A 5,772-nucleotide genomic window follows, 5' to 3' on the forward strand; every position below is an offset into this window, starting at 1 on the left:
CGGGAGCGCGGTGAGGCTCGTTCTGGAGAAGCACGGCCTCGGCTATCGGGCGCAGGAGCGCCGCACCCGCCTAGACCACGTGACCGTGAGCCGCATGGCGTCCGGTTATGTGCCGTCGATGCCGACCGTCATTCAGTTCGCACAAGGCTTCGGGCTCGACGTGAACGAGTGGCTGGAGCTGGCCGGCTACCCGCGCATCGAGCCGAGTCTCACGGACTCGGTGCGGACGGTGGTGACGCACGCCGAGGAGCTGACGTACGAGCCGGAGTTCGATGAGGTGGACGTGAGCGGCTTCCACGGCGCCGAGAATCTCAGCCCGCACGATCGCGAAGTGCTGAACCGGGTCGCCCGCGCGTTCCTCTCCGAGAAGCGGCGGCGCGCCGGGAGGTAGCTAGAGAGGGCGCGTGCGCCCGGGAGGGATGTTGATGGCTGACCCGAAGCCGCCACAGGATGCGCCACGGACGCCGGCACCCAGCCCGGCGCCCGCGGCAGTTCCGCCTGATCCGCGCGTGGACCCGCCGCGGATCACCGAGAAGTCCCGCCCCCCCGGTGATGCCCTGCGCCTGGACCGTCCCGAAAAACGCTGATGGTGCGTGCTGGTCGTTATCGGGGCGCGCCCGCCGGCGGCAGCGACGCCAGGACTAGCGGCAGCACCAGCAGCAGCAGCGCCAACCAGCCCCAGCGATATGCCTGGGACAGCAGCGCGGCCTTCGCTTCGCACGTGATCCGCTGACATTCGCGCGTCCAGTGCAGCTTCCCGATAAACGCGCTGCGGGCACGCTCCCGGAAGAAGGGGATGTACTTCACCGCGTTCTCGATGTCCGGCAGGTCGTATTGCGACGCGGGCGCGTGGGCCAGCAGCGCCATCCGTACCGACGCCAGGGCACACGCCACCGCCGGGGTGGCGAGCAGCGGCAGGCGCCAGTCCACAACCCCCGCGTCTTTCGACAGGATCGCCACCACGATGGCGGTGAGAGCCCCGATGAACCCGATCAGCTTCTCCGCTTTGGTGTCGGCGTACTCCGCATTACGGATCGCTTCCTCGCACGCTTTGACGGCGTAGTCCGTGAACCAGAGATCAGCGCCCGCTTCAGGGTCGAAGGTGCGACCGAACTCGCTGGCCTCCCGGATGCGCTCCGGGGCGTCCGGTACGAGTTCTTCATCAGTCGGGCGTCCCCGCAGCCAGCCGGGATACAGACCGAGCACCGAGAAGCGGTTCCGGGCGGGGCGAATGTGCGTCGGCGCGGCGGCGCGCGCGGGCGCGCCTGCAGTCATGGATTCAAACAAGTCAGGGTCCTCCTACCGTAGATTATCGCACAGCCCGAATCTGCCCGCCATGTCCCCCGCCTACTACGCTGCCCGCCTCCGGCAGGAGCACGCCCTGCCCTCCCCCGCCACCCTGGAGAGCCTCCTGGCCGTGTGCGCCGCCCGGGGCGTGCCGGTAATCCGCAGCCCGCGCCTGCGCCATCCGGGCGCCTACCCGCGCCTCCCTTTGCCGATGATGGTGCGCTCCGGGGTCCGCGCTGTAAAGGGCAAGCGCTGTCCTACGGACCCTTTACAGCGCGGACCCCTCCGCTGCTTGCCCCCAGCTATCAAAGGAAGGCGCTCGGGCTGGCTCGCAACCGCCTCCAATGCGATATTCTACTTCTTGTTGTGGAGCAATATGAGGTCCTCCTCGGCGCGCCTGATCAGCCCACCAGACTCCGTTACGCACGAATGCCTCACGGCGCTAAAGGTTCGACACACCCCCGAACTACATCCCCGACAAACTTGATGCCCACCAACGCCAAACCCTACGGCCCCGACAAAGGCGCACATTTCTATCGCTGTGACCTGCAGGTCCACACGCCTCGTGACAGCAACTGGACTGGCATCGACCGCATCACCGACGCTGAACGCGGTGCTTACGCCGGGCTGCTCGTGCGGGCTTGCCGGGAGCGTGGACTTCAGGGTATCGCCATTACGGATCATCACGATATGGCGTTTGTTGAATATGTCCGAACCGCCGCAGCCGAGGAAACGGACCCGCACGGGAACCCCCTGGCCAACGAACAACGACTTGCAGTATTCCCTGGCATGGAACTGACCCTCAGCGTCCCATGCCAGGCGCTTCTCATCTTTGATGCCGATTTTCCTGCCGACATGTTCGCTCTTGCCATGACGGCTCTCGCGCTCACGCCCAGTGTTGTTACGGCTGCAAAAACCTCAACCACCCAGCGCCTCACCCATATTCAGTCATTAAGGCAGCTCAAGGAGGAGCTGGACAAACACACGTATCTCAAGGACCGCTACATTATATTTCCTCATGTCGGCGAGTGTGGCCAGTTCTCTCTCCTACGGAAGGGCCAGGCGGCGAAGTACTGCGAGATGCCGTGCGTCGGCGGGTATGTCGATGGGGACATCACCAAGCTGGGGCAAGGCAACCGTAACATCGTTGATGGCAAGGTCAAGGAGTGGGGGAATAAGCGAGTCGCAGTATTCCAGACTTCCGACAACCGATTCGAAGACCATCGCGCTCTCGGCCGGGTTTCGACCTGGGTAAAGTGGGCATTACCCACGGCCGAGGCACTCCGTCAGGCATGCCTTGCTCAGGAATCACGCGTTTCGCAAGAGGCACCGCAGCTCCCCGCAGTCGCCGTGGCGGGTCTCAGCGTCAGCAACAGTGTCTTTCTCGGCCCCATCGAGCTCGACCTCAACCCTCAATACAGCGCCTTGATCGGTGGCCGCGGGACCGGCAAATCCACGATCCTTGAATATCTGCGTTGGGCTCTGTGCGATCAGCCGCCGAGTGCTACGGACGATGACACTCCCAATTACCAGGCGCGCCGCAGCCGGCTCATCGAACAAACGCTTAAGCCGGTCAACGCCACTGTCCAAGTGCAGTTCGACGTTAACGGCGTCGCTCATGCAGTACGCCGCAACAGCCAGGATGGGGCGCTTCAGATAAAGATTGGCAGTGACGCTATGCGGCCCTGCACGGAAGATGAGGTGCGCACGCTTCTGCCCATTCAGGCCTACAGCCAGAAGCAGCTCAGCGATGTCAGTGTCCGTGTGGATGAGCTGTCGCGCTTCATCACGGCACCGATCCGAAACGAGCTTCACCGCATCGAGCAGCAGGCATCTGACCGCGCCGAACGTATCCGCCAGTCCCACGCGACCCGTCGGCGACAACGGAGCCTCTCACACACGCTTCAGAAGCGGGAACTAGAGGAACAGTCTCTAACCGGCCAGGCAGACACACTCCGGGCAGCGCTAACCGGCCTATCCGAAGAGGACCGGGCACTTCTGGATAAAGGGAAAGTCTTCGATGCTGCCGACCGTTCCCTCCGCGTCTGGCAAACTGCGACGGCCGCGGTCAGAAAGGAAGCTGCTGGTCTCTCGGCTACAATCGAGTTCTATCTCACGCAGCCGGATACTCCACCGGCCGAGCCTGAGGCGGCTATCCTCGAAGCCGCTCACGCTGAATACCTGAATCTTCTGTCCGAAGCGAAGACCAACCTGGACGCTCTCGTGAGACGCGCCGACCTGATCACGGTCGCACGCGAAGGTGCACCCGCCGTTACCCCTTGGCACCACTGGTCTGAGAAACTGTCGGCGTTCAAGACCTCGTATGAGGCTGCCGTGCAGCGTTCGTCTGCCCACAGCGAGAAAATGAAGCAGCTCCGGGATATCGAGGAGCAATTAGACCAACATGTCCGAGACATGGCGCGTGTGCGTGATGAACTGCGTAGTCTTACGGCAGCGGAAACAGGCTATCAGGTCGAGCGTGAGGCATGGGAGACCCTACTTAGGGACCATGACGACCTGCTTGACGCACAATGCCAAGGCCTGACGCAAAGCTCGGGAGGCGCAGTACGCGCACATGTGAGGCGTCAGTCAGACGCAACGGATTTCGTGAATGGGTGTCGCCAAGCTCTTATCGGCTCACGCGTACAGAGTTCGAAGTTTGAAGCTCTTGGTGACTCGATCGCAGGAGCCCCCGACACCAACGTGCAATGGAATGCTGTATTAAACGAACTGGAAACGCTTGCGGAATACGATACGGAACGGGACGCTATTGAGCGAAGACCGGAAACCCCCGTACTTGCCGCGGCTGGCATTCCTGCGGGCGACCTTGACCGCATCGCCCGCAGCCTCAAGCCAGAGGCGTGGCTATCGCTTTCGCTCACACCCATCAAGAGCGTCCCAGTGTTCGAGTACCGCGCGCGCGAGAACGAATACATTCCGTTTCAGAATGCCTCAGCAGGACAGCAGGCTACAGCGCTACTCAGAACCCTCCTCAACGAAGCCGGGCCACCATTAATCATTGACCAGCCCGAAGAAGACCTTGATAATCCGGTGATGCTAGAGATAGTCGAGCAGGTTTGGCAAGCGAAGAAGAGGCGCCAACTCATCTTTTCGAGCCACAACGCGAATCTTGTCGTGAACGGGGATGCCGAACTGGTTGTCTGGTGTGACCACCGAGCAGCCGGAGACCAGTCACGCGGAATTATTGCAGGAGAGGGCGCAATCGACGTTCCGACAGTTCGAGAGGCCATTAAGGCCATCATGGAAGGCGGGGAAGCTGCTTTCAACCTGCGGAAGTCGATGCAGCGATAATATCGCACCGGGCGGGACGATGGCTCACGGCTGGTAGCTTTTCATCCGCACCAGGCGGCCCAGTGGCCATCGCAGATCGGCGGGATAGCTCTCCACGATGGTGTACCCTGCGCCGCCGGCCTCCCACAGCATCCCACACGGGCACACGAAGGAGCCGTAGGTGGAGAGGGTCGACGACCGTACCTTAGCCCGAGACAGGTCAACGAACCGCTCATAGCCGTCGTCGTAGTCCCTCCTGGCGCGCACCATCTGCCCATTCGTGCCGCCGCAGCGCGGGCACGGAAACGTCTCCTCAGCGTTACTCACGGCTCATCATCCGGCTCGCAATCTTCCTGGGGGCCATCGTGGCAGTGCTGGCAGAACCAATAGTCGCAGCGTGTGCAGCGAGGACCCCCATGCCCGTCAACCGGCTCTTCGTAATCCGTCTCACCGTTTGGATTTAAGGTCCAGACGTGTCCGCGATCATCCCCCCAGCGCCGCATAGACGTACGTTTCTTCAGGCGCTCCGTTTCGCTCACAGGTCTGCTCCGTAACGATATTCGAGGCATTCCTCGTGCAGGGCGCGATTCTCTTCCTGGAGCCGCTCGATTTCTGCGATCAGCTCCAGCGCTACGGCCTCGCAGCCCAGCTCCCCGCAGCGCGAGAACTCGTCACCGCAGCCGATTACCGGCACCTGCCGCAGCCCCGTAGTCGGTAGGCCGCGCTGGTGGTACCTGGTGACCATGCGGTCATAGGCCATCCGCTTGAGCTCCGCCAGGCGTTCCGGGGTCACGGCTGCTCTTCCTCCCGCAGCGCGGGAATGGCCCATTTACACGCATGCCAGCAGCTCGCCCACACCCGAAGGCGAGCGTTCGCCTCATCCTCTCTCCTGAGTATCCGAAGAAGATCGAGAACGAGTGGATCCAGGTCCTCCGGCTCGTTGACCTGCGTCCAATTAACCACCAGGGCGTCAGGCTCCTCGCTCACGGCTGCTCTTCCTCCCGCCACTTCACGCCCAACCGGGCCGCCTCCTCCCGCACGAGCTGCCGCAGCAGGCTCGCGATACTCGTACCCCGGCGCTCTGCCAGCTCTGCCACCAGCCGCGCCCCGGCTTCCGTCTCGTACGCCACGAGCACGCGCGGATAGTGCTTCCCGCGCGGCCGTCCCACCCCTCGCTTCTTCGGCTGCTCCATA

Annotated in this window: 5 protein-coding genes; 2 read left to right on the forward strand and 3 right to left on the reverse strand. The window is 62.9% G+C overall.

Annotated elements, in window-relative coordinates; translation table 11 throughout:
- The coding region (locus Q7L55_06040; protein ID MDO8732117.1) for a hypothetical protein at positions 1 to 391 on the forward strand (391 nt) is incomplete at its 5' end.
- A gap of 212 nt (positions 392 to 603) precedes the next feature.
- Here Q7L55_06040 and Q7L55_06045 read toward each other — a convergent pair.
- Positions 604 to 1,287 (reverse strand): hypothetical protein, encoded by a 684-nt coding sequence (locus Q7L55_06045; protein ID MDO8732118.1) that lies wholly within the window; start codon positions 1,285 to 1,287, stop codon positions 604 to 606.
- 486 nt (positions 1,288 to 1,773) lie between these two features.
- On the opposite strand from Q7L55_06045, the gene Q7L55_06050 reads away from it, so the two are divergent.
- A complete protein-coding gene (locus Q7L55_06050) occupies positions 1,774 to 4,599 on the forward strand; it encodes an AAA family ATPase (GenBank protein ID MDO8732119.1) in 2,826 nt (941 codons plus the stop codon).
- A 514-nt stretch (positions 4,600 to 5,113) separates the two neighbouring features.
- On the opposite strand, the gene Q7L55_06055 is transcribed toward Q7L55_06050, so the two are convergent.
- Positions 5,114 to 5,371, reverse strand: coding sequence for a hypothetical protein (locus Q7L55_06055; GenBank protein ID MDO8732120.1), 258 nt, complete (start codon positions 5,369 to 5,371; stop codon positions 5,114 to 5,116).
- 190 nt (positions 5,372 to 5,561) lie between these two features.
- A partial coding sequence (locus Q7L55_06060; GenBank protein MDO8732121.1) for a hypothetical protein occupies positions 5,562 to 5,772 on the reverse strand: 211 nt, incomplete at its 5' end.

The sequence above is a fragment of the Actinomycetota bacterium genome (assembly GCA_030650795.1).
In the GTDB taxonomy this organism is placed as follows: domain Bacteria; phylum Actinomycetota; class Actinomycetes; order S36-B12; family S36-B12; genus UBA11398.